Origin of the sequence: Sphingomonas turrisvirgatae, assembly GCF_001721295.1 — a bacterium.
GTDB lineage: Bacteria > Pseudomonadota > Alphaproteobacteria > Sphingomonadales > Sphingomonadaceae > Sphingomonas > Sphingomonas turrisvirgatae.
In genome coordinates this window covers 1-425 of sequence record NZ_MDDS01000073.1, presented here as the reverse complement: position 1 = coordinate 425, position 425 = coordinate 1, and the positions used below count along the sequence as shown (strand labels likewise).

Annotated in this window: 2 pseudogenes; both read right to left on the bottom strand. The window is 66.1% G+C overall.

What is annotated here, in order from left to right:
- Nucleotides 1-248 (bottom strand): annotated as a pseudogene (locus tag BFL28_RS17540) (peptide chain release factor N(5)-glutamine methyltransferase); the annotation flags it as partial.
- 1 nt (nt 249) lies between these two features.
- A pseudogene (locus BFL28_RS21625) lies at nt 250-425 on the bottom strand (peptide chain release factor 1); the annotation flags it as partial.

Below are 425 nucleotides of genomic sequence, written 5' to 3'. Positions count from 1 at the left end.
ACCTCCAGGTCCAGGCTCCAGAAGCCCTGGTGGCCAAGTATGTAGGCCACCGGCTCGCCGTTGCGCCGACGGGCGATCCAGTCGTCGAACAGCTCGTTGGCCTCGCGCGGCACGATGCGCTCCGGCCAGGTACGCAGGAAGCTGCGCGGCTTGCCCATCGCCGCCGCCAGCAGCAACTCGGTGTCGAGCCGGGCGCTGGGCGAATCGGGCAGTTGGGAATCCTTGAGAAGGGTACAGATAGTGGTCATGTCAGTCGCCCAGGGCCGCCAGTTGATCGGCCTGGTATTCCTGCAGCAGCGGCTCGATCACCTGTTCCACCGCGCCCTCCATCACCTCGCCCAGGGAGTACAGGGTGAGGTTGATGCGATGGTCGGTGACCCGCCCTTGCGGGAAGTTGTAGGTACGGATGCGCTCCGAGCGGTCGC